This window comes from Streptococcus suis (assembly GCF_019794555.1).
Taxonomy (GTDB): Bacteria; Bacillota; Bacilli; order Lactobacillales; family Streptococcaceae; genus Streptococcus; species Streptococcus suis_AB.
Genome location: NZ_JAIMEP010000001.1, coordinates 116,907 through 141,137, shown reverse-complemented (window position 1 = coordinate 141,137; position 24,231 = coordinate 116,907). Strand labels below are relative to the sequence as shown.

Sequence of the window (24,231 nt, the reverse complement as noted above, 5' to 3'; positions counted from 1 at the left end):
TGTTCTTTCTCTATTCTCCAATAACTGCTATTACTTCTATCTCAACCTTTACATCACGAGGCAAACGAGCCACCTCTACAGCAGAACGAGCTGGAAACTCAGCTGAAAAAGCAGTTTTGTACACCTCATTAAATGCTACAAAGTCATTCATGTCTTTCAAAAAGCAAGTTGTCTTTACAACATGGTCAAAATCAGTCCCAGCTTCTGCCAAAATCGCGCCAATATTTTTTAAAACTTGTTCCGTCTGTTCTTGAATGGTTTCCCCAATAACTTCACCAGTTTCTGGTGAAAGAGGAACTTGACCGGAAGCGAAGAGGAAGTTTCCTACCACTTTTCCTTGTACATATGGTCCAATTGCTGCGGGTGCTTTATCTGTATGAATCGTTTTCATCTGTCAATCTCCTTTTTATTTACTCATACTATTATACCAAAAAACCAGCCTATTCAGCTAGTTTTCGTGTTTTTACCATAAATCGCCATGTGAGGAAGTTGGCTCTCAAGAAAAGGTCAATCAAAATAGACAGCCAAACCCCTGCGATTCCTAATCCCAAGATCTGACCGAGGACAATTACCCCAACCACGCGCAGCCCCCACATCCCAATGGCTGTGGAATAAAGTGGAGACTTGGTATCTCCCAACCCTTGCAGTGCGCCAGCCATTATCAATGAAACCGCAAGCCCCGGTTGGTTAAAAGCATCAATTTTCAGGGCGATGACGACTTGATGGATAGCTTCAAGGTCTTTGGTAAATAGCTGAGCAAATACTGGAGCCCCGACATATAAGACAATGCCGAGTAGGGACATAATGACTACACCATAGGCTGAGCTTAGAAATGCGACTTTTCGTGCTGTAGAGATATCTCCTTTTCCCAAAGATTGCCCAATTAAAACCGCTGCCGCAGTCGCAAGGCCATAAGCAGGCATATAGGTGAAACTTTCGATATTACCTGCAATCATATGAGAGGCATAGACAGTTGTCCCAAGAGCCACAATTAAACTAAAATAGACAACCTGTCCCAACCGCATCACTAAGCGTTCCAAGGCTGCTGGAATGGTCAAATGCACATGTTCCTGATAGTCTTTCCAAAGTCCACTTTTTTGAAATGATAAAGCCAACTCAGACTTTTGAACCTCTCTAGTAAGCAAATAGCAGCCAAGAAGTCGCGCAAAAATTGTTCCAAGTGCTGTTCCTAATATCCCCAGACCATCCCACGAACCAAATCCAAAAATCAAGAAGTAGTCCAGTAAAACATTAGTGACATTGGTAATAATTCCCACCTTCATCGGAGTCACCGTATCTCCAGTCGCCCTCAAAATCGTACCCAAACTAGTCATACTGGCATGGAGAAGGGAAAAACCACCTACCCAGTAAAAGAAGACTTGAGCATCCTCCAAAGCACTACCGCTTGCTCCCATGGCTTGTAACATCCACCGACCAAAGAAGATAGAAATAAAACCAAATACGATACCACCTGCTATTGACAATTCTTGTGTTTGGCGAGCATATTATCTGGCCTTTTCTTGGTGACCAGCTCCCAGACTTCTAGCAATAAGCGCCGTACCACCAACACCAATGGCCATAAAGACAGCCAAATAGACATTTAAAATCGTATTGGCCAAACCAACTGCCGTCACCGCGACCAATCCCAACTGTGCAATCAAAAGTGTATCCACAAACCCTACCAAGGTCTGAAAAATATTTTCAACCGTTGCTGGAATGGCCATACGCACGATTTCAATTCCTAAATGCTTTTCTTTCATACAGACTCCAATTATTTATTTAGAATGATTATAATTAAAATCCTGAAAATTCGCAAGAAAAAACAGACCACATTTGTAGTCTGTCTATCCATTAGATTATAGGGTTATACTAAGAAGATGTAAGCAAATTACAAAATTTCCATTATCAATCGACTCTTTCTTCACGTCACTGACGAGCAACAAAAGCAAAGCTTGTTGCTAATACCGTTTATCCAATGAAACTCATGAAATTCGTTTCTTTCTCACCAATTGAAGGAAGGCTACTTTGCACAGATTCTTTTGAATCAACCACATTATCGATAGATAAATATCCCCTATTATCGAAAAAGTTTAGCATAATCAGTCTTTGATGAGAATAAGAAAGCAACTTCAACGGAATGCTCTTCCTGGTTTACAGTATAGATGACAATATATTTTCCATTTTGAATGGTTATTCCTCGGCTACTACGGCCATTCTTATCAATCTTAACTCCAATTTTTTCATCAGCATCAAATCCACGCTCTGGAAAGAGTTCTAGGCTCTCTATTTCATCAAAAATAGCCGTTACTAAACGCTCTGCAGTTTCTGGACTCAGTTTCACATTAGCAACATAATCCCTAATACTTTTGATTTGCTCAATAAGCCTTGGCGAAATAATGACTCTATATTTCTCCATTATCCTAGTACTGCCTTTCTCGCTTCCTCAACCGACAACCCTTCATCTGCTTTTAGCGCTTCATAGCTAGTGGAAACTTCTTCTTGAAGTCGAGCAATTAACTTCTCTCTCTCCTTTTCCTCTACTGTCTTAAAAGGCAGTGTTTTGGAAATTGCCACCTCTTGTACAAATTCATTGAATGCTGATGTAATATCCAGTCCGTTTTCCTGAAAGACCTCTTTCGCTAATTCAAAGTATTCTGAATTTACTTTGAAATTGATTTGTTTATCCCTTATTACTGTTGGCATAACTAAGCCCTCTCTCGTGTATAGTTGATAACTATATTATATCATTTCAAATAAATATACACAAACTATATTCGTTCTGTATGTTTTCTTTTCAAAATAAATAAAAATTAAAAAAGAACCGTGCCAGTTGACACGGATTATCTGGAATGATACAATCATTTTGCAAGATTTTCGTTAGAATATACTAAAGTCCACAAGAATTTCCGTTCTTGTGGGCTTTTTTATTTCTTGGTTGTTAATGGAAATTGACATGCTATAGCGCATGCCATTTCAATAAGTCTGAATGATTTGTAACAAAAAAATGATGAGTTTCTTTGAGTGAATACTACGATTCAATATCAAATAATACTATTATTCATTTGATATATTCTTAAAAATGTTAAAAAATCAGACCACTTTTGCAGTCTGATTCCAATTCAAAATGTAGCTGATTGGTTAGGGTAAACGTTTAAAAGAGCGATAATTAGGTACGCATCATTCACCAAGCACATCTTGGTCATCAATCATTTTCGATAAATATCTTTCCGGTGCCCCATTTCAAGAGCTAAGATGACCATTTTGTTATCAATAATTTCACAAATCACACGGTAATTCCCCACTCTATACCGCCACAGGCCCTTATAGTCTCCTACCAAGGCCTTGCCAAACTGTCTTGGATTTTCCAAACCGTCCAATCGTTTTTTCAAATCCTTAGCAAGCATCATCCTACATCCTTGTCCATTTTTTTCAACAGCTTCAAAGTATCTTCGCTGAAAACAAGTTTATAAGCCATCTTCTAACTCCGCAAGCACATCATCAATCGAGTGTGTAACAGGATTTTCTTGGAATTTCTTCAAAGCCTTGATACCAATTTCATAGTCCAACTGGTCTTCTATCTGTTCAATAAGTGCTGATTTGAATAACTCAGACAGGCTTTTTCCTGTATGAATGGCATAGCTTCTGAAAATTTCCTCTTCAGTTTCATTTAATCGCAAAGATACAATTCCCATCATTCCACCTACTTTTTTATTGTAATACATTGTAAAACAATTCGTTCAAAATGTCAATTGACACTCAATGAAAATCAAAAACAGACCACTTTTGTAGTCTGTCTGTATATCTATTAAATTACTTACGGATGCAAGCGATGCAACATACGTGGGAACGGAATGGCTTCACGGATATGTTTTGTACCTGCTACGAAAGTGACCATGCGTTCGATACCAATACCGAAACCACCGTGTGGTACAGAACCGTATTTACGAAGATCAAGGTAGAAGTCATATTCAGACTTGTCCATACCAAGTTCATCCATTTTCGCTACCAAGGCATCATAGTTGTCTTCACGCATTGAACCACCGATGATTTCACCGTAGCCTTCTGGAGCAAGCAAGTCTGCACAGAGCACACGTTCTGGGTTGCCAGGAACTGGTTTCATATAGAAAGCTTTAAAGCTAGCTGGATAGTTCACAACAAAGGTTGGTACACCAAAGTAATTTGAAATCCATGTTTCATGAGGTGAACCAAAGTCATCCCCATGCTCGATGTGTTCGTAGTCTGTATCTTCATCCGCTTCATGCTCTTGTAGAAGAGTAATGGCATCATCATAAGCTACGCGTTTGAAAGGTTCAGCGATGTAGCGTTTCAAAGCATCCACATCACGTTCAAGAGTCTCCAAGGCTTGTGGAGCTCGGTCGATGGCACCCTGAATCAAAGCTTTGACATAAGCTTCTTGCAAGTCAAGTGACTCTTCATGGCTGAGGAATGAGTATTCCGCATCCATCATCCAAAATTCTGTCAAGTGACGACGGGTTTTTGATTTTTCCGCACGGAAAACAGGACCGAAGTCGAAAACACGACCAAGAGCCATGGCACCAGCTTCAAGGTAAAGCTGACCTGATTGGCTCAAGTAAGCAGGTTGACCAAAGTAATCTGTTTCAAACAATTCTGTCGAATCTTCTGCTGCATTTCCTGACAAGATTGGGCTATCAAACTTGATAAAGCCATTTTTTTCAAAGAATTCATAGGTTGCATAGATGATGGCATTACGGATTTGCTGGATGGCTACTTGTTTACGAGAACGCAACCAAAGGTGACGGTTATCCATAAGGAAGTCTGTACCATGTTCTTTAGGCGTAATTGGATAATCTTGTGACTCACCGATCACTTCAAGGTCTGTTACATCCAACTCATAACCAAACTTAGAACGTTCGTCTTCCTTCACAATCCCTGTCACATATACAGAAGTTTCTTGGCTCAACCGTTTCGCCACATCAAACTTTTCAGTACCAGCTTCTTCACCGAATTTTTCAATGAAGTTTGGCTTGAAAGCAACTGCTTGGAAGAAAGCTGTTCCATCACGTAATTGCAAGAAGGCCAATTTCCCTTTACCTGACTTGTTGGCAACCCAGGCACCGATGGTCACTTCCTGACCCACGTAATCTTTCACTTGGTTAATCGTAATCAATTTTCTAGACATTCTATTTCCTCTTTTTATTTTTTCATAAATGTATGTAAACGAGCGACTGCTTCCTTTAGCGTATCCATATCTGTCGCATAGCTAAGACGAATATTTTCAGGAGCACCAAAACCTGCACCAGTTACCAAAGCCACACCGACTTCTTCCAAAATGGCTGTCGTAAACTCCGTTACGTCTGTAAAGCCTTTCATTTCCATGGCTTTTTTCACATTTGGGAAGAGATAAAAGGCTCCTTCAGGTTTGACTACTTCAAATCCAGGTACCTCTGCAAGCAAAGGATAGATGGTATTGAGTCGTTCTTCAAAAGCTTGACGCATGGTTTCTACCGTATCTTGGGGGCCAGTAAAGGCTTCAATGGCCGCATATTGGGCAACGGTAGTCAGGTTTGAAGTCGTTTGACCGATAATTTTACCCATAGCCGCGATAATTTCTGGATTACCTACTGCGTAACCAACCCGCCAACCCGTCATAGCATAGGCTTTGGCAACTCCATTCACGACAATGGTTTGTTGACGAATGCTCTCTGAAATACTAGAAATCGGTGTAAAGGTATTACCGTTGTATACCAAACGACCGTAAATATCATCCGCCAAAATCAACAAATCATGTTCTACAGCCCAATTACCAATAGCTTCCAGCTCCTCACGACTGTAAATCATACCAGTCGGATTGGATGGACTATTGAGCAAGAGGACCTTGGTCTTGTCAGTCCGAGCCGCTTCTAGCTGATCAACTGTGACCTTGAAATGATGCTCTTCCGTCGCTGTCACAAAGACTGGCACCCCTTCATTCATCTTGATTTGGTCTGCATATGAAACCCAGTAAGGTGTTGGAATGAGGACCTCGTCACCTGGATTGATGACCGACGCAAAGAAAGCATAGAGAATAAACTTGGCACCCGTACCCACTACTACTTGATTGCGTTGAATAGAGTATCCATAGAACTTCTCAAAGTAAGTATTTACCGCATCTTTCAACTCTGGAAGACCAGAAGCAACTGTATAAAAACTAGCCTTGCCATTTTCGATGGCTTGAATAGCTGCTTCTTGAATATTTTTAGGAGTAACAAAATCTGGTTCCCCCAGCGTTAATTCTAAAATATCGCGGCCCTCAGCCTTGAGTGCTTTCGCACGCGCACCAGCAGCCAAAGTCACACTTTCTTCCATCTCTAAGACACGTCTTGATAACTTGCTCATAATCCCTCCATCTTGACAAAGTCACCTGTTTCAAAATCCACCAAATAATAGGCTGTCCCCGATTTGACTTCCCAAATCGGTTTGCCATCCCTATAGCCTAGAATGGTTCGATCAGCCGTTTTTGCACCATTCTCCTGAGCAATCGCTTGCGCTTCTTCCTTTGTAATCCCTGCCCCAACAGGATAGACATAAATAGAGGACGAAGCACTTGGTATCAACACGTATACCTCATCTCCGTTCTTATCCTTACCTTTCAAGCTATAATAAGTTTCCGTACCATTATAGATTGCAAAGTCATCCACCTGACTCACATCCGCATATTGCTGTGCAATCTGTTGCGCCTCAACTCTAGCTTCCTCAAAAGGACGAGAGGACAGCTCCCAAACGTAGAGAATTAAAAAGGTAACACTGAATGTAAGAACAAAAAAACCAATAAGACATTGACCCAAACGGCCACTAGCAAATGCCAAGAGACGGCTGAATTTTTTTTCCATAGTATCCCTATTATACTACAAATCCCCCTGCAATGCTATTTTTTCTAGAAATTCAAATGGAAATTTTACAAAAAATATTCAAGTATACCTTCCTATTTTTTAGGAAATCACTTGCCAATCAATGTAAATATTGCTAAAATATTCGTATGAATAGCGTAGAAAAATCATTAAACGAAAACAAACATGCCTTACATAGCTTAGTCGTTTTTCGAAGAGCGGCAAATACTATTTCAAAAAAAGAAATGGAAACCATCAGAAAATATGGACTGACAGTTGCCCAATTTGGAGTATTGGAGGCACTCTACAACAAGGGCGACTTGAGAATTCAGGATCTAATCGATAAATTGCTGAGTACATCAGGAAACATGACAGTGGTCATCAAAAATATGATTCGAGAAGGTTACATTTCCAAAACCATCGATTGCAATGATAGAAGAGCCTTTCGAATTGGTCTGACACCTTATGGACGAGAAACCATTGAGAAAATCCTACCTGATCACTATGCTCATGTAGGGGAACTCTTTTCTGTCCTCAGTCAAGAAGAACAAGATCAGCTAGCTGAGATTTTGAAAAAATTTAAAAATTAAGTTCAAAACTATTGCTAACTAGTGATAAAAAGAGTATACTAATAACATCAAATTATTTTAAGGAGCTATTATCTCTATGGCAAATGTATTATTTTTAGTTGGTTCTCTTCGTGAGGGTGCTTTCTCTGCTGAATTGGCAAAATCTGCTGAAAAAGTTCTTGAAGGCAAAGCAAGCGTTTCATATCTTGATTGGAAAAATATTCCTCTATTTTCACAAGACCTTGAAGCTGATGCACCTGCAGCTGTTAAAGAAGCTCGTGAAGCAGTTTTGGCTGCTGATGCTATCTGGATTTTCTCACCAGTCTACAACGCTGCTATCCCAGGTACAGTGAAAAATGTTCTTGACTGGCTCAGCCGCGCACTTGATCTTTCTGATACACGTGGTGTTTCAGCAATCAACGAAAAAGTTACAACTGTTTCAGTTACTTCATTTGCACATCAAGAAGATGCCGCAGCTCAATACCGTTCATTGCTACCATTTATTCGCACTAACTTTGTTGATGAAGTTACTCTTGCAACAAATGGTGCACCTGTTGATGAAGCACAACTTACAAAACAAGCAGATGCACTCCTTGCAGCAATCAACTAAAGCCATCTGACAATTATTCAATTCTAACCGAGCCACCTGTGCTCGGTTTTTTTGCAATGAAAAAGCTATAGAACTGGCCACTTCCCCTTAAGAGGGATTCACCAAGATTCTATAGCTTTTGTAGTCATTTGAATTAACTTTGATACATCGTCACTTTCGGTTTGCCGTACTCTACGAGAGTGACTTGTTTCGCAAGTCTTATTTCCAACCTAGAACAGCCTAGAGGCTGTTCTAGCTGTCAGAACCTCAGTTCCTTGTCTGAAAGCTAATTCATTCGACTATATTTTTTATCACCGTAACTGATATTCAATGATAAACTTATTCCCCAATCATCTTTTGGTATTCAATCTTAATGCATCGGTTCATGACAATTTGGTCTCGACCTGCCTGCCGAAGAATATGCTCAGCCTCTTGATTTTCCAAGCCCAATTGAGCCCAGAAAATTTTAGCATCTGTTTCAATGAATTCACTCGCCACTTCCGGAAGAAATTCACTCCGTCTAAAGATATTAACAATGTCGATGGAGAGAGGGATATCTTTGAGACTTGCATAAACAGTCTCTCCAAGAATCGTTTCTCCAGCAGACCGTGGGTTAACTGGAATAATCCGATACCCAGCATCCTGCATGATACTTGAAACCCGATAGGCTGCTGTTTCTTCCCGATTGGATAATCCAACAACCGCAATGGTTTTAGAATCTTTGAGATAGCCGAAAATAATCTCTTGACTAGGATTCTGAAATGAATATGTCATATGTTTCTCCTTTTACTAAAATATCATCAAAATCATTTGATAGGAAACTTACTTTTTAGAAATTTGATAAACGACATCCTTCAACTGGCCAATTGCCTTTTTCAACAAGGTCCTATCCTTATCAAGTCCAGGGTCCAGGGAATAATATATTGAACCAACTACGACAGAATCATCATAAGAACCTGTAGATTCCATCCGGTAAAAGGTCAGCCGAGCTAACTTCTGATCTTTCATGATTTGACGACCTACCTGCCATTCCTGACCTGCGATCTGAACAATTGTCTGCTCTGAAAAATCATGGTTTGTTTCTTTCATTCGAGCAGGCAATTCTTCTGCAGTCATATTACGCCCATCTTCCAGAGGAGATGCATTAAAGGCATTGATATTGTAGAGTTGAACCATAAAGCTACTTGACCCATCTTTTACATCATAGACAGCTACATAGGTTTCATCCTCTGTATTTTCTGTATTGAGCGTCCAATTACTTGGGATGTCATAGTAACGAAAATATTCCTTAATATTGCCATTCTCATCCTTTTCAGCAACCCCATTGTTGGCCGCATGCATTTTGTGACCTTTTTGAGCTTCGTCTGCAGGTGGATTCGGATTCACGACAACAGTTTCTGCGTTGGCTAAAACAGTCAATGTTTCATTGCTTGTGTCTGTCTTTTCCTGTAAAATGGGTAAGGTTGTTGAAAATTCTTCTCCAGATGGACTGGTTTGTTGATTTGAGCTAGACTGTTCCTTTTTTCCACAACCAACTAAAAATAAACTAAATAGACTTGTCAGAACAAGTAACTTCTTCATCTTTTTTCTCCCTTGTGCTTATTTGGCTTCATACCAAGTCTGGCCTTCATTTTCATCCGCAATCAAAGGAACTGACAACTGAATGGCCGACTCCATGGTCTCCTTAACCATAGCTTTTACAGTTTCCAGCTCTGCTATTGGCACCTCAAGGACAATTTCATCGTGTACCTGCAAGAGCATACGGGTTGAAAGACCTGCATCTGTCAGTGCCTTATCAAGATTGATCATGGCTACTTTGAGAATGTCTGCGGCCGAACCCTGAATCGGTGAGTTGATGGCCGTCCGTTCCGCAAAATTACGGACATTGAAATTCCGAGAGTTGATATCTGGCAATTCCCTACGACGCTTGTAGAGCGTTTCTACGTAGCCCTTATCACGTGCTTCACGCACTATCGTTTCCATATAGTTTTTGATACCAGGGAAACGTTCAAAATAGGTATCGATATAGTTTTTGGCTTCTTTACGGGAAATTCCAAGATTGTTGGAAAGACCGAAATCAGAAATGCCATAGACCACACCAAAGTTGACAGCCTTGGCATTCCGACGGTCATTTGCCGTCACATCCTCTGCCTTTTCAATTCCGAAGACACGCATGGCTGTTGACGTATGTATGTCAGCACCTTGTTGGAAGGCCTCAATCAAGTGTTGGTCTTGAGAAATATGGGCCAATACACGCAATTCAATCTGTGAATAGTCTGATGCCAAGAGGACACTGTTTTCTAGCGAAGGAACAAAAGCCTTCCGAATCAAACGACCTTGTTCCAATCGAACAGGAATATTTTGCAGGTTAGGGTCCGTCGAAGATAGGCGACCTGTTTGTGTCAAATCCTGTACATAGCGAGTATGGATCTTACCGTCTTCTAAAATAGCATCCTGTAATCCGATAACATAGGTCGATTGCAACTTAGTAATCTGGCGGTATTCCAATATTTTTGAAACAACAGGAGCGATAGGTGCCAATCGTTCCAAAACATCTACTGCGGTAGAATAGCCAGTCTTGGTTTTCTTGGTATATTCCAAGGGCAAGCCCATATCCTCAAAGAGAATAGTCCCTAGTTGCTTAGGCGAATTGATATTAAATTCTTGACCAGCCAACTCATAGATTTCCTTGGTCAACTGCTCAATCAAGACTTCATTTTCAGCCTGCATGGCTTTTAAGGTCTCTACTTGTACCTTGATTCCAGCAATTTCCATCTTGGCTAAGACATTAGCAAGCGGCAACTCCATCTCAAAGAGAAGATCCGACTGCTGGTTTTCCTCTAACTTGGCCAACATCGGTGCTTCTGTCTCCATCAAGACCTGCACCTTACGGGCCAAATGTGGGAAGAATACATCACGCTCAGGCAGAGCCAATTTCGCACCTTTGCCGTAAATGGCCTCGTCAGGAATCAAGCTGGTCTGTCCATAGAGATGGGCAATGGTTGTCAGCGCATTGTCGTCAACTGTCGAAAGCAAATACTTGGCGAGTCGGCTATCAAAGGTTGCAGGTGGTAAATCAATCCCTTTACGAGCAAGCAAAACCTTACCACGCTTGAAATCATAGGTTTTGATAGGCTGGTGTTCCAGAAAATCCTTCAATACCGGATTATCCAAAAGTTCAGGACCACCAACATAGATACCATCCTTATCTCCCCAAGCCAGACCAACTACCTCTTCTCTGTGGTAATTCTCCCCCAAGATTTCAAAGTAAAAGAATTGGTCTTTTTTGAACATAGCAGAGCTGACTTCGGATACGATTTGAAAATCCAGTACTTCTTCCTCTTGCGTGTTCGTCGTGCCTAGCTGGGCCCGTAATTGCTTGAAGCCCATGTCATCATAAAACTGCCCCAATTCCTCAATCCGTGGACCTTGGTATACAATGTCATCCAAACCAATTTCAATCGGTGCCTGCGTATCAATGGTCGCAAGAGTTCGAGAAAGAAAGGCCTGTTCCTTATCCGCAATCAGGTTTTCCTTCATTTTGGACGCCTTCATGCTATCGATATGTTCATAAATTCCTTCCAAGGAACCAAATTCCGTAAGAAGCTTGAGACCTGTCTTTTCACCGATTTTCGTCACACCAGGAATGTTATCAGACTTATCTCCCATGAGGGCTTTGAGGTCAATAAACTGTATTGGCGTGATGCCCATTTTTTCCATGAGGTAGGCAGGGGTAAATTCTTCGAACTCGGCAACCCCTTTCTTGGAAATTTCCACAACGGTGTTTTCATCCGTCAGCTGAATCAAGTCTTTATCACCGCTGACAATAGTCACATCGAATGGAATGTCTGTCCGCTCTGCCATTTTATCCAAAGTACCGATAATATCGTCGGCTTCGTACTGGTTCAGCTCATAGTGCTTAATCCCCATGGCATCTAGCATCTGGCGGATAAAGGGAAATTGCTCACGGAACTCATCTGGAGTTTTGGCACGACCTGCCTTATAGTCCGCAAACATCTCTGTTCGGAAAGTTGTCTTCCCTGCATCAAACGCCACCAAAATGTGAGTCGGCTCAATCCGCTTCATCATGTGATCCAACATCAGGTTGAAACCATAAATGGCGTTGGTATGAAGACCAGTCGGACTCTTAAACCGATCGATTTGATGATAGAGTGCAAAGAAAGCACGAAAGGCTACAGAAGAGCCATCAATTAATAATAACTTGTTTTTATCCATAGAACTATTATAGCATGAAATCAGGGATTTTGCGGTTTGAGGACATCTGATCAAATAGAAAAAACCTAGCAAAAACTAGGATTTTTCTTTACGATAATAAATGTTCTTAGCAACAACCATACTATGGGGTTTTTCATATTCTTGATCCAGATAGGTTTGATAGGTACCAGGGGCGATAAATCCTCGAATGCCAAGGATGTCCGTGCCCGCTTGTCCAATGACTGAATCTGCCAATATGACACAGTTGGTGGATAAGACAAAATAGGTTTTGAATTTCGATTTTCTAAATTTAAATAACTCAGCACCGATTTCTTCTTTGATACGATAGGCGTACATTTCAATCGCTTGTCCATCTGCTGTTTTTGATACTTTTTCAGAACTTGGATTCCAAGGCACCAAGAGTTTGTCAATCTCATCCAACCGTTCTTCAATAGCTGCCTCTTGTTCAGAAGTCAACACCATCTGGTAACCAAGCATGGTCATCCCCTCCTGGGTACAAAAGTCAATATAGGCTTGGCGCTCAGCTTTAAATAATACACCATCACCAATCGCCCCACCCAGACGTTCCGACAAGACATCATAAGAACCATAGCCATAGACCCGCCCTTTGTAACTCAAATCAACGTGCCCTACAGCCCCAAAACCTTCTTCACCAACATGTACAAATACTTCTAAAGTTGGAATAACAGAAATATCTTTTTGACGATTATAGACTGCCTGTGCTGTCTGATCTTTATTGTCTGCTAGAAAGTCGTTGACTCTTTGTAGGGTCATACGAGGAACGAGAGCAGCAATAAATAATGGCAAAGTCAGCCTCACATGACGTTTGAGACTCTGTTGTTCAATTGACTCTTCAAAAATGAATCCATCACGCAGATTGGTCAATCCATATAACACAAGGTAGCTCCCAATGATAAAGGTTTGTACAACTAGTTGAGTCCCAGAAACAAATAAAGACGCCACGCCTAGAATGGACAACCAGATTCCATCCATTAAAAAACGAATTCTCGGCTGCACATCATCTTTTTTATATAAGTAAAATGTGATAAAATTAATCACCGCTGTGAACAGCTGGTATATACCAATAAATATCGCCGCAAAATACAAGGGAATCTGAACAGCCAAGTCAAGACTGGCCAATATACCAAATAATACCGCTTTTCCCACGAGTGCTATTACACTTTCGCTTGATTTCTTCTTTCTGAAGAAAACCATGCTCAATTCATAAAGGGCTAAGAAGAACAACCCAGCGTGAATAAAACGCAAAATCAACCCTGGAAATTGCCAACCAGCAATCAGAAAGCCAATACCTATGATGACTAGAATCAGTCCCTCACCAACCAGCTTTCGACCCGTTAAACCTAAATCACTAATCTTTTTCATATGAAGATTATACCATATTAAGGACTGTAGACAAAAAATACAACATTTAACTTCTCTAACCTACAAATGCATACCTATTAGTTAGTAGGATACGCTTTTTTTGTTTTTTTACTATATACCCTGTAATGTTCTCCTTCTTCCCGATAAGAACTTAGTTTATCATTATTCTTCAAAAACTCTAAAATATTTTGGTTTATTTCATTTATTTCCAGTTTAGGATTTCCGTTCCGACTAATGATACTTATTAAGTTATCATAACTTTCAAGTAGTTTAACTATCTGTAATTTCTCGTTCAGCTCTTGAAGGCTAAAATCTGAAAGCTGTCTACTTAATAAAACTTGACGGGTAGTAATATCAATAGTCTCTACAGAAATAATCCTGCAAAGTAATTGTTTATCCAACGTCAGCTCTTCAGATACAATTTCTTCAATGAATGACTTGGTTTTATTAAAAATCACATTTTGAATTTCCTGATTAAATGCAGAATAGTTGATAACTATATACTCTAAATCTTCCGCGTCAAAAAGATTTTCCAAAATATAAGCTTGCAAACACGGGCTAAAAGCTTTATCTTGAATACTGATAGTTCCTTCAAACTGTTCAACTATTGAAATTGCTTTTGTATCTGAAATATTCATATCAAGAACTTGGATTATTTCCTCCTCATCATACACATCGGGATCGTCTAAATTCTGAATATAACCATCTAAATATCTCAATATATACGCAATAACTTGTTCAGGATATCGCTTTCTCAAAACCTCTAGAGTATCTCTATTAAACTCCTTAGATATAGCACCAGCTTTTATAAGTATATTAACCTTATCCTCGTGAATCTCTTCTTCGGGAAATGCACCAAACCTCCATTTAATCACAGATAGGATGCTCTCATAGTGTTCATTGTTTAAATCATTGCAAAGTGCTGTTTTTCGGAAGAACAATTTCTGTCGTTCTTCTGGATAACGATCAAAAACTGTCTTTTCAAAATTGATTTTATCTTTTGAATTTACGAATTCTAAAAGTGGGGTTACCAAATCATCATATTCGTAAAAAGCATCCATTATATTTTGAGTATCGCATACAGACTTATTGAGTGTAAGTGAAGCTTCAACCATTTCCATCGTTTTAAGATCTTCAATCATTAGAGTTTCATCCGAAAGACATTTCATATATGCAATTCGAATCTCTTGAGCTATAGATTCATTATTTAAGATATCGTAAATATCATCTTGCTCATCATTAATTTGTCCCTCAGAAAAGGAAATAGCCTGTTCGAGATATTCCTCTATATTTTCTTGTATATAGTTTTTAAGCTCCTCGAACTGTTTAGTTATGCTAATTGGTCTATGTTTAACCATCTCCTCGCTAACTGCATTTCCCAGATATCCTAAGAGCCCGACAATGTTTCTCATATTAATAGCATATAAATTGTGGACATATACATATCTACTAATGGACTGATACCTCTTATCAAAAGTAAAGTCAATAATTTTAACTCCTAAGAATAGCAAATTATCTTGAACTTGAGAAATGTTTACTCTTGACGGCTCGCTAAAATTATCCAAACCATCGTTAATAACTTTCCAATTATCTTCAATGAATGAAATTAAAACTTCTTTAAATTTAGATTCAATATCGTATATTTTTAGATTAATCGATGATAATAGTATATTACAGATATAAACTTTATCCTTACCCACAATATTATCTGATAAAAATATTCTTTTTAATGTTTCTTGATTGTGTCTTATAAGCTCAATAATTAAAGCAATATGATACTCTGTACCAATAGAGCTGTTTTGAAGAAATCTATTTAAAAAATTGTATCGCTCCACAGACAAGTATTTGGTAATTCTCTCTAAACTCGTCCCTTCCGTTAAAGTGTATTTTAATAGATCAAAATTCAATATTGAGTCATGTTCAAAATATGAATCATCCAATCGATCATAAACTTCAGATATTTCCACCAAAGTGTAATCTTCGTCCAATATCTTCTCTCCTTGAACTGCCATAAGAAATTCATGATCTTCTTTTTTCAAACTATTCGGATAGAAGTAGGTAATATAATCTGAATAGCCTTCATCAATATAACCATTTTTAACCAAGAACATTATCATCGAAAGTTTTTTGTCATTTTGTAGATATTTAAACTCATCTTGCGAACAAATTTCATCAAAAGCAGAACGTTCCAAAAGCTGAGCTATTTTCATAGATGAAACCTTACTCAACTCATTACGAATCTGTTCAAGGTCATTATTTAAGACATGAATTTTCTCTCTATCTTCTAGTTTTTTGAGCCTATTTTGGAATTCTATATCATCTACAGGAATAATATCCTCAAAACTCTCTGCTTTATCATAATATGAACCAGAATTTGGTAATGTGGATTTTATTTCTACCCCATCCTTGCTTAATTCTTCAATAAAATCCAACCTGCTTGTAAATTCGCTCTCTAATTTTCCATTAACCCTAAGCGCTCCTCGTCCTTCTGGTATCTTTAAAAATATAGAATATAACTCTAATTTACTTTTCGCAAACTCTTGCTCGGCATCTATAATTCTATTCTCGAGTTCCGATACTTCCTGCCTCAATGCCTTTATTTTAGGTTGCCTTAAATTGTTAGCTTCTTGTATAACTTTATACACCAAACCCGAATCCATCTGTAAGCAAGAAAAATCTTTCGGGAATATGTTTTTATAAACAACCATTGAAAATAATTTCTCATCGTCAAGTTGTAATTTATTAGGATTTTCCCTATCAGATAATACCGAACGATAAAAAACGAACTCATTACAAATATTATATGCCAGACGCATCTCATCTATATAAATAGAAATCTTTTGGAGAAACTTTTTATCCAACTCTACTTCAAGATTCATCTCATTCAAAATTTTTGTGAACCGTTCTCCTGCATTAGATGAAGTAATCACAGGTATTATTGGAATAATAAAGTCAAAGAACTTAGTTCGTTCTTTAGAAATAAACATATCATCTTTGATAAGATATATAAATAAGAGTTTCTCACCACTTTTCTTTTTACTATTGACTAGTGTGTTGATTTCACGTAATTTTTCAAAAATCAAATTAGTCTCAAACCTATCAATATCTTCAAAAATCACAACGTTACTCTGACAGTTTTCAAATAGGTATAATACATCATCTAAATATTTATCAAAATATGAAACGTCAGTGTTTTGAAACACCTCTATTTGACCCGAAACTACTCCACCCTTGAATGAAATATTTCGAAAAAGTTTTTGATGGAACTGCAGATTAACTAGTTGATAGATTATATTTCCAGAAACACAAAAAATTGCAAGATAGGCAATCAATCGAACTAAAGCTCCAATTTTTGGGAGCCATGGAAAAGCAGATACTAAAGTGATAGCAATGTTGCTATAATTTATTAAAAACAATAAAGCTGTTATAAAAATAATTAATTTTACTGTCCACAACCTAATACTATCGTTACTAGGATTCTGTTTTGATTTAAAAATGGTCAAAGGAACATCTTCGGGACTAATCCTATGAAGCAATTGATTGATAATCTTTCCTTCCAGGACATTTACCTGCTTATCAGAAATCTCGGTTTCGTCTTCTCTACTAAAATGGGATAGAGAAATATGTATAGGATTAAAATTCTTATTTTTGGTTTTATATGTCTCTATAAAACTACTTTTTCCTGAGCCATAATTTCCTGATATAGCAACGTTTTTAATGTCTTTTTCAGACATAATAAAATTCATAGCATTAAATTGTGACTCATCAATTTCAATGTCATTTTTTGGAGTTAATTTATTAAAAACAGATACCATATATTCTCCTTTTAATATGTATTAATATTATATCATAATGTGATTGAAACTTAATAAGTCTTCAACGGTAACAAACCAGAAAAATGTAATGATTAGACTCGTTACAAAATTACTATCACTACTTTCCATTCTATTTAATTAATAATTACTCCACTCATAAAAATCTTGTATAAAATAATATTGTCCTTCGAATAGGTATGAACATAAAAAACTAGAATCCTAATCATAAAGACTAGAATTCTAGTTTTTCATTAATCCCGTCTAAAGATATCCCTTGTATAGACTTTTTCTTGTACATCGTCTAGAATGCTGTCATAACGGTTTGCGACGATTGCTTGACAATCTGCTTTAAACTGTTTCAAGTTGTTTACCACTTTTGAACCGAAGAAGGTTGACCCATTTTCCAAGGTAGGTTCAAAGATAATGACTTTGGCACCCTTGGCTTTCAGGCGTTTCATGACACCTTGGATAGAGCTCTGACGGAAATTGTCCGAATTACTCTTCATTGTAAGTCGATAGATACCAATCACAACTTCTTTCTCAACTGTTTGAGAGAATTGATCATGCGTAGAGTAATCGTAATAGCCTGCCATTTTCAGTACCTGATCAGCAATAAAGTCTTTTCTAGTTCGATTCGCATCAACAATTGCTGTCATCATATTTTGTGGCACCGCATCATAGTTTGCCAATAATTGCTTGGTATCTTTTGGTAAACAATAGCCACCGTAACCAAACGAAGGATTGTTATAATGTTCTCCAATCCGAGGATCCAAACCAACCCCACGTATGATTGATTTAGTATCCAGCCCCTTTAATTCAGCATAGGTATCCAATTCATTGAAATAGGAAACACGAAGAGCCAAATAGGTATTTGCAAATAACTTCACTGCTTCTGCTTCTGTTGACCCCATATGAAGAACCTCGATTTCAGACTTCAAGGCACCTTCCTGTAACAAAGCAGCAAATTTTTCTGCGCCAGCTATCACAGCTTCGTTGTCATCATTCTCATATGAAACAATAATCCGTGAAGGATAGAGATTATCATACAAGGCTTTGGACTCTCTAAGAAATTCAGGACTGAAAATAATATTTTTCGTTCCATATTTTTTGCGCACAGCTTGCGTAAAACCTACAGGTATCGTTGACTTAATCACCATCAAGGCATCTGGATTCACTTTCAAGACAGTTTCAATGACCGTTTCAACATGTCCTGTATCAAAATAATTCTTTGCACTATCATAGTTGGTTGGTACCGCGATAATGACAAGTTCAGCCTCTTTATATGCTTTTTCCGCATCCAATGTTGCGACCAAATCCAACTCTTTTTTAGCTAGGTATTGTTCAATATAATCATCTTGAATCGGAGATTTTCTAGCATTGATCAAGTCGACTTTTTCAGGAACTACATCTACCGCAACTACATGATGGTGTTGAGCCAGTAGTACAGCATTAGATAAACCAACATAACCCGTACCTGCAACAGCGATATTTGACTTTGCGATTTTGGCTACTGAAGTAGGCTTGCTGCTCGAAACAAACAACGAAGCAAGATCAAACTCCAACGCTTTAGATAAGCTTTCAAGTTGCGGAATAGATGGAATATAATCTCCTTGTTCAATCCGACTTATCATCGCACGATTAATACCAGTCTTATCAGCTAGTTCTTGTTGGGACAAATTATTCTGTTTTCGTCCATCCAATACGACCTTAGCAAGCGTAGATTGAGAAAAAAGTGATTCTCCCATTATATATACCTCAAAAATTTTATAAGTATAGTGTAAGCGCCCAATAACAAAGTATATTGAAAAAGGCTCCAAAGTCCTGTTGACTCTGGAACCTTTTTCTATTTACAAGCTCTCTTAATGTTTTTCTTCCATGGCAAATAAGCCTCCAGCACCTCTTTTTTTGCGAGTGTCTCCTCGTTAGGTAAGTGTTCTAGAAGATAGGTTATATATTTCTCTGCATCAAGGCCGTGTCGTTTAGCAGTTTCCAAAAGACTCAGAATGACAGCTGTCGACTTGGCTCCCTCAAAGCTTTGGGAAAAAAGCCAATTTTTACGGCCCATAACCAAAGTCTTCATTGCTCTCTCAGCTATATTGTTGGACAGGACTAAGTCACCATCCGATAGAACGGTTCGGAAGGTGGTTTCATATTTAAGGCTATACTCTATTGCAGTACCCAATTTGGAGCCTGGCAAAACGGCCTGATTGCGACACCAGTCAAAGAACTCGTCCATCAAGGGTGCCAACTCTGTCTGGCGTTTATGTAGTCGTTCCTCAGTAGACAAATCTGCCCAGTCATTCTCTAAGGCAAATAGGCGGTCGCAATAGGCTAATCCTTTCGCTCCTAAAGAAGTCTTGTCTGTCTTCTTAGGAGTCGCCTCAAAGAACTTTCTCCTGACATGAGCCCAACAGCCAACCAGTTGAGCCTTATCTAATTGACGATAAGCACTCCACATGTCACAATGAACGTAGCCCGCATAATCCCCAAGAAATTTCTCCACAACCAAGCCACTCCGACGTTTGTCATGATGATAGAGGGTGATACCCTTTTTCTCATGCTTACCAGACAAGAATGTCCAGTAGAAGGTTGACTCACTATCATTTTCTAAGACCTTGTAGGAGGTCTCATCCGCATGGAGAATAGGCTGCTCTAACAATTTCTCGTGTAACAGGTTATAAATCGGTTCGAAATAATACTGACTAGACTTGATGTGCCAGTTGGCTATTTCCTTCCGACTGATTGGCAGACCAAGCTTATGCCAGTCCTCTTCTTGGCGGTAATTGGGTACCTTCAGATTGAATTTCTGGTGAATGGTGTGGGCGATGATAGAAGCTGAACCCAAGCTGTGTGCCAAAGGGGCCTTAGGAACGGGAGTCTTGATAATCTTATCGCTTAGATTCTTCTGACTACATGCCTGACACTTGTAGGCATGTTGGACATGGTCAATCCGCTTTAATTGTGCGGGAATGAAGACCAATTCTTGTCGTTGAACAGTAGAACCAATCTCTTTCAACTGTCCATGACAGTCTGGACAAGTACAGTCTTCGCCCTGCAATTCGTGATGAACAATCTCTGGAGTGAACTGACTAAAAATAGCCTGACGAACTCCCTTAGCTTTCTTACGTTTATAGGTAATCGTTTCTGTTTCAACTGGGTAAGTCAGCCTCTTCTTCAGGGAGGCTTTCCTCCCCAAACAAGCTTAGCTGACCGGGTTGATGCACTACCTTCTCTGATGATTTTCCGTAGAGTTTCTGTCTCAGATACTCTACCTGTTCTCGAAGGAGGGTCAACTCGTTGGTAAGTTGTTCAATCGTTGAGGTCTGTTGTTTAATAATTGCCAATAACTCATCCATACGCTCGATCCTCCTTCTTTTATTTCATTATACACAAAGAAAAGCCGTAATTTCAATAGAAATCACGACTTTTTGAAACATTTATTTTTGGACTGATAGAAAATCCTTTCATGAGCCAGTCCACCTGCTCAGAAGTGAGGGCTTTGACCTCCTCTTCATTGTTTGGCCAGGTCAATTTCCCATTTTCAAAACGTTTATACAATAACCAAAATCCCTGTCCATCCCAGTAAAGAGCTTTGAACCGGTCTTTTCGAACTCCGCAGAAGAGATAGACCTGACCGGAGAAGGGATCCAGATTGAATTGACTTTTGACAAGGTAGGCGAGTGAATCAATCCCTTGACGCATATCCGTTTTCCCGCAAACCAAGTAGACTTGACCTAAATCACTGAGCCGGATTGTCATAGAACAGTACCTTATCCAAGATTGTTTCCAATACCTCTTGGTTGATAGAGTGAAAGAATGTGAGTTCTACTTTTTCGAGACGAATCTTCATCAGAATATCGTTTCTGCTTTTCTTTTCAAAGCGGCGAGATTGGGGAACAGTCAGTGGGACGATGGGTTGTGACATAAAAAATCCTCCAGTTTGTTTCTTATAACAGTATACTGGAGGAAGGAGTGATTGGATAGATACCTTGTTATTGGGCGGTTACAAAGAAAAAAGAGTGTTTTTTGTTAGCAATAACAACAACACCCTTTTTTTATAAAAGTATACTGGAGGAGTGAATGATTGGATAGGTACCGTGTTATGAGGCGTTTACAAAGAAACACTTTTTCAATGGGCTCCTTTCATAGTGGATTCCTCTTTATATTTACATATTGTATAGACCTATTTATTCCTTTTTGCAATTCCGTTAACAATGTAAATCCAACTTTTATTTTTTGATATAATCGACAAAAAAATGTATACCATTACTCCAAAAATGACTTGAAGTAACAAGTTAATGATAGGTGTGATAAAAATAAAAGTTCCAGCAAAATAAACTACAACCCCCATAATAATTGCCATAAAAACATTATTCGCAAAATCATTAAAAACTTCAAAATAATTATAATTTATTAGTTTAGATGAATAAAATGAATATATTATTAATGCTAAAAATTCAACAACAATTTCAGAAATAGCAATATAAATGACACCAAGTCTAATTGTACATAAAAGCAATAACAAAGCAAATAGTCGAACAGGTATATCCATTTTTAATACGATGTCTGATCGTCCAATTGATTTAATAGCCTGTAAAATCGCAGTTTGTGAAGCTCTTATTAACAAACAAATACAAATTATTCTTATATACGGTACTGCAGCAAGCCATTTATCAGTCATAACAATTGAAACAATTGGTTCCGCACAGACAATAAATCCAACTAAGATTGGGCTCATGATATAAGAGCTTGTCTGAGCTGTCCTTCTAGTCAAAGATTTCACTCTATCAAAATCATCTTGTTCTCTAGACATGACGGGGAACATCGTTTTACTGACAGCTGTATCCACATTTGTAACAATTAAATTTGGATATTGATTTCCTTTCGTATAATATGCCAAATCAGTTGCAGAGTAAAAACCACCGATTAATAAGCTTCTAATATTCGCATAAACTGTATTGAATAATGTCTGAAAAAAAATCTTCACACCAAAACCAAAGAGCTTTTTTAATCTAAAAAGAGAAAACTGATAAGTTGGACGCCAACCAACAGAGAACCATAGTACAAGTGTAATCGTAATAACATTAGATAAATCTTGTACAACTAATGACCATACTCCAAAATTAGAATATGCCATTGTAACACCTATTATACCTGAAACAAGCGTTGCTAAAACTGTCGAAATGAAAAATTTTTGAAACAACATATTTCTTGAAACATAAGCCTGTTGAACAGAATTCAAAGCTGACAGTGGAATTTTTAATGCCAACACCTTGAGGACTGAATCAAGCTGAGGTAACTTATAAAAATTAGCTAAATATGGTGCACAAATATATACAAGAGTGTATATAAATAATCCCAACACAATACTAAAATAGAATACTGTAGAATAGTCTAAATCATCAACATTATCTTGTTGTATTAGTGAAGCACTAAAACCACTCGTCATGAATACATTTAGTATTGCTATTATCACCGTTACTACTGAAATCACCCCATAATCAGAGGGAGCAATTAATCTTGTTAATATTATAGTAACAATAACAGAAACTAATTGTGACATGAACCGTTCTGAAAGAGTCCAAAAAAGACCTTTCACTACATCATTTCTAGACATTTTCATGTTCTTTAATCCCTTTTATTGAATAATTTTTATCAACTTTTGTAATTGTTTTATCTAAAAAAAGAGGTAAAATAATAATTAACTGTAACAACAGGTTCGAAGTAATCTCGGTTATTCCAGCAATAATATATGCAAAAACTCCGAATGAATAAATCTGAGCAATTGGATTTTTCCAAAATTTCTCACTTTTCCAAAAACAAATAAAATAAATAAATAACGTAGCAATTATTACAACTAAACCGCCTTGTACTCCTAAATTTAACAATTGATTATGTGCATGAGTAGCTCCTTTCCATATATAAGAACCGAAATTACCTAATAAAGTTGCAGCTTTATCTGATTGCATTCTTCCATAACCGCTGTACAGACTAATATGATTCAATGCATTTTTCCAAATTGTAGTTCTGTTAGTAAAAGTTAAATCTTTCCCCAATATGCCATTAATAATTGGAGATAAAAATTCAGCATTACTAGCAAGAACAATTAGAAACTGTACAAAAAGTGCCACAGACAAACTGATAAATGGTCTAAATAAACTTTTAAAATATGGAATTGTAGATAATATAAATAACACTACCGAAGTAACAATGAGGGTAGATGAAGTTTGGAAGAATTGTGTTGCAAAGATTGCGCAAACTAATAAATTAGCTCTTATATTGCTTCTGTTATATTGTTTATAAAGTAGGGCAATCAACAAGCCTGGTAACAACCAAATAATAAAATTATTCCTTGATCCCAAAAACCATTCAAAAGTTAATCCATATGCATTATTTACTCTACTAAATAATTTTTCCGGAAAAAGTATTAAACTTAGCAAATTAGTATAAATAGTTAGTTCAAAGTGAAGTAATAATGCCTTCAAAAAAACTTGAAAGTTACCTTTATATATATTTATCAACATGACAATACAGTATAGCATAATAAAATTTAATAATTCTGCCTGAATTTGTCCCTGCTTTGTTATAGTTAGAATTAATAGCCAGAATTCTACCAGAATTAATATAATTGGAGCAATTGATAATGATTGCTTTGTTTTTATTGCATAAATTGAGACCGAAAAAAATGTCAGGATTCTCAAAATATTATAAATGGTACCAACATATGGAAGTACTGAGACAAAGGTAGGTTGAAAGAATGAAATTAATGCCAAAAATGCGATTAAAAAACT

At 37.8% G+C, this 24,231-nt stretch carries 21 protein-coding genes and 2 pseudogenes; 2 read left to right on the top strand and 21 right to left on the bottom strand.

Annotated elements, in window-relative coordinates:
• Positions 1-10: 10 nt before the first annotated feature.
• The 9 genes and pseudogenes from K6V48_RS00730 to K6V48_RS00690 all read right to left on the bottom strand — a co-directional run bounded on the left by K6V48_RS00730 (position 11) and on the right by K6V48_RS00690 (position 6,851).
• The gene (locus K6V48_RS00730) at positions 11-391 is read right to left on the bottom strand and encodes a RidA family protein (RefSeq protein WP_222367273.1); all 381 of its coding nucleotides are present in this window, start codon (positions 389-391) and stop codon (positions 11-13) included.
• Positions 392-440: 49 nt separating this feature from the next.
• Positions 441-1,760: pseudogene (locus K6V48_RS00725) on the bottom strand (MATE family efflux transporter).
• Between the two features lie 317 nt (positions 1,761-2,077).
• On the bottom strand, positions 2,078-2,416 hold the full coding sequence (locus K6V48_RS00720) for a type II toxin-antitoxin system RelE/ParE family toxin (protein ID WP_105127518.1): 339 nt from the start codon (positions 2,414-2,416) through the stop codon (positions 2,078-2,080).
• A complete protein-coding gene (gene relB, locus K6V48_RS00715) occupies positions 2,416-2,703 on the bottom strand; it encodes a type II toxin-antitoxin system RelB/ParD family antitoxin (RefSeq protein WP_172017310.1) in 288 nt (95 codons plus the stop codon). Before relB (K6V48_RS00715) ends, K6V48_RS00720 begins: the two co-directional genes overlap by 1 nt.
• A 503-nt stretch (positions 2,704-3,206) precedes the next feature.
• Positions 3,207-3,475, bottom strand: a pseudogene (locus tag K6V48_RS00710) (type II toxin-antitoxin system RelE family toxin).
• A complete protein-coding gene (relB, locus tag K6V48_RS00705) occupies positions 3,465-3,692 on the bottom strand; it encodes a type II toxin-antitoxin system RelB family antitoxin (protein ID WP_130554954.1) in 228 nt (75 codons plus the stop codon). Before relB (K6V48_RS00705) ends, K6V48_RS00710 begins: the two are co-directional and overlap by 11 nt.
• Before the next feature lie 122 nt (positions 3,693-3,814).
• On the bottom strand, positions 3,815-5,161 hold the full coding sequence (gene asnS, locus K6V48_RS00700; RefSeq protein WP_024397445.1) for an asparagine--tRNA ligase: 1,347 nt from the start codon (positions 5,159-5,161) through the stop codon (positions 3,815-3,817).
• A gap of 14 nt (positions 5,162-5,175) precedes the next feature.
• A complete protein-coding gene (locus K6V48_RS00695) occupies positions 5,176-6,357 on the bottom strand; it encodes a pyridoxal phosphate-dependent aminotransferase (RefSeq protein WP_222367271.1) in 1,182 nt (393 codons plus the stop codon).
• Positions 6,354-6,851: a cell wall elongation regulator TseB-like domain-containing protein gene (locus K6V48_RS00690; RefSeq protein WP_222367269.1), complete on the bottom strand. Its 498-nt coding sequence runs from the start codon at positions 6,849-6,851 to the stop codon at positions 6,354-6,356. Before K6V48_RS00690 ends, K6V48_RS00695 begins: the two co-directional genes overlap by 4 nt.
• A gap of 146 nt (positions 6,852-6,997) precedes the next feature.
• Between K6V48_RS00690 and K6V48_RS00685 the strand changes: the two genes are divergently transcribed.
• Together K6V48_RS00685 and K6V48_RS00680 are read left to right on the top strand one after the other, a co-directional pair.
• Complete coding sequence (locus K6V48_RS00685) at positions 6,998-7,438, top strand: MarR family winged helix-turn-helix transcriptional regulator (protein WP_172065821.1); 441 nt, start codon at positions 6,998-7,000, stop codon at positions 7,436-7,438.
• A gap of 76 nt (positions 7,439-7,514) precedes the next feature.
• Positions 7,515-8,027, top strand: coding sequence for an NADPH-dependent FMN reductase (locus tag K6V48_RS00680; protein ID WP_172017322.1), 513 nt, complete (start codon positions 7,515-7,517; stop codon positions 8,025-8,027).
• Positions 8,028-8,345: 318 nt separating this feature from the next.
• Here the strand turns inward: K6V48_RS00680 and K6V48_RS00675 are convergent, their stop codons facing one another.
• The 12 genes from K6V48_RS00675 to K6V48_RS00620 all read right to left on the bottom strand — a co-directional run bounded on the left by K6V48_RS00675 (position 8,346) and on the right by K6V48_RS00620 (position 24,213).
• Entirely contained in the window at positions 8,346-8,780 is a 435-nt protein-coding gene (locus K6V48_RS00675) for a CoA-binding protein (protein ID WP_222367261.1), read from the bottom strand.
• Between the two features lie 48 nt (positions 8,781-8,828).
• On the bottom strand, positions 8,829-9,587 hold the full coding sequence (locus tag K6V48_RS00670) for a glucose-6-phosphate isomerase (protein WP_222367260.1): 759 nt from the start codon (positions 9,585-9,587) through the stop codon (positions 8,829-8,831).
• Positions 9,588-9,605: 18 nt separating this feature from the next.
• Positions 9,606-12,242 (bottom strand): DNA polymerase I, encoded by a 2,637-nt coding sequence (polA, locus tag K6V48_RS00665; RefSeq protein ID WP_222367252.1) that lies wholly within the window; start codon positions 12,240-12,242, stop codon positions 9,606-9,608.
• Positions 12,243-12,317: 75 nt separating this feature from the next.
• A complete protein-coding gene (locus K6V48_RS00660) occupies positions 12,318-13,625 on the bottom strand; it encodes a hypothetical protein (protein ID WP_261311009.1) in 1,308 nt (435 codons plus the stop codon).
• A 77-nt stretch (positions 13,626-13,702) separates the two neighbouring features.
• Complete coding sequence (locus K6V48_RS00655; RefSeq protein ID WP_222367248.1) at positions 13,703-17,440, bottom strand: YobI family P-loop NTPase; 3,738 nt, start codon at positions 17,438-17,440, stop codon at positions 13,703-13,705.
• Between the two features lie 251 nt (positions 17,441-17,691).
• Entirely contained in the window at positions 17,692-19,185 is a 1,494-nt protein-coding gene (locus K6V48_RS00650) for a nucleotide sugar dehydrogenase (RefSeq protein WP_222367246.1), read from the bottom strand.
• A 98-nt stretch (positions 19,186-19,283) separates the two neighbouring features.
• Complete coding sequence (locus tag K6V48_RS00645) at positions 19,284-20,636, bottom strand: IS66-like element short variant transposase (RefSeq protein ID WP_222367244.1); 1,353 nt, start codon at positions 20,634-20,636, stop codon at positions 19,284-19,286.
• Complete coding sequence (locus K6V48_RS00640; protein ID WP_105138229.1) at positions 20,590-20,796, bottom strand: IS66 family transposase; 207 nt, start codon at positions 20,794-20,796, stop codon at positions 20,590-20,592. Before K6V48_RS00640 ends, K6V48_RS00645 begins: the two co-directional genes overlap by 47 nt.
• A 52-nt stretch (positions 20,797-20,848) precedes the next feature.
• Complete coding sequence (gene tnpB, locus K6V48_RS00635) at positions 20,849-21,199, bottom strand: IS66 family insertion sequence element accessory protein TnpB (protein WP_222367242.1); 351 nt, start codon at positions 21,197-21,199, stop codon at positions 20,849-20,851.
• Entirely contained in the window at positions 21,180-21,365 is a 186-nt protein-coding gene (locus K6V48_RS00630) for a hypothetical protein (protein WP_105138228.1), read from the bottom strand. The genes tnpB and K6V48_RS00630 overlap by 20 nt, the downstream gene beginning before the upstream one ends.
• 258 nt (positions 21,366-21,623) lie before the next feature.
• Entirely contained in the window at positions 21,624-23,057 is a 1,434-nt protein-coding gene (locus K6V48_RS00625; protein WP_261311008.1) for a lipopolysaccharide biosynthesis protein, read from the bottom strand.
• A complete protein-coding gene (locus K6V48_RS00620; RefSeq protein WP_222367238.1) occupies positions 23,050-24,213 on the bottom strand; it encodes an O-antigen ligase family protein in 1,164 nt (387 codons plus the stop codon). The genes K6V48_RS00625 and K6V48_RS00620 overlap by 8 nt, the downstream gene beginning before the upstream one ends.
• Positions 24,214-24,231 lie beyond the last annotated feature (18 nt).